Origin of the sequence: Proteus sp. fly-1067, from assembly GCF_040139345.1 — a bacterium.
GTDB lineage: Bacteria > Pseudomonadota > Gammaproteobacteria > Enterobacterales > Enterobacteriaceae > Proteus > Proteus vulgaris_B.
Window position 1 is genome coordinate 1 of sequence record NZ_JBEEUL010000230.1, and the last position, 545, is coordinate 545.

Below are 545 nucleotides of genomic sequence, written 5' to 3' on the forward strand. Positions count from 1 at the left end.
GGTGGGATGATTACCAACGTTCTAATAACACTAAGCAGCGTGAAATGATCGCCGAGCTGGGAAGTGCACCTGTTCGTAAACGTCACCGCCCACGTAAGCCTTCAAATGGTTCGCGTAAATCGAATACGCTCTAAATAATTCGAGATGTCGTTAAGCAACCAACGAACAAGTTGCTAAAAATAGAGGCTAATTTAGCCTCTATACCTCAACGAAAAGTGCGACAACTTGGTGCATAACGAGTACAAATACTAGGAGTGATAAAATGGAGTTGGTCTATATAATCATTGGCAGTAACCTTGGTGAACCATTAAAGCAGGCTCAGCAAGCTATTGATGCATTAAGTGCTATCCCACACTGCCGAGTGACCAAAACTTCTGCTGTATATCGCTCTAAGCCTCTAGGGCCACAAGATCAAAATGATTTCCTTAATATGGCCGTGTTACTTGAAACTGAGCTTGAACCAGAGGCGTTGTTGGATCACACTCAGCGCATCGAATTAGAGCTTGGTCGAGTCCGCAAAGAAGAACGTTGGGGCCCTAGAACCC

General features: G+C 44.8%; 1 protein-coding gene. It reads left to right on the plus strand.

Annotated features, from left to right (window positions below):
• Nucleotides 1–262: 262 nt before the first annotated feature.
• The coding region (folK, locus tag ABN217_RS20140) for a 2-amino-4-hydroxy-6-hydroxymethyldihydropteridine diphosphokinase (protein WP_349459990.1) at nt 263–545 on the plus strand (283 nt) is incomplete at its 3' end.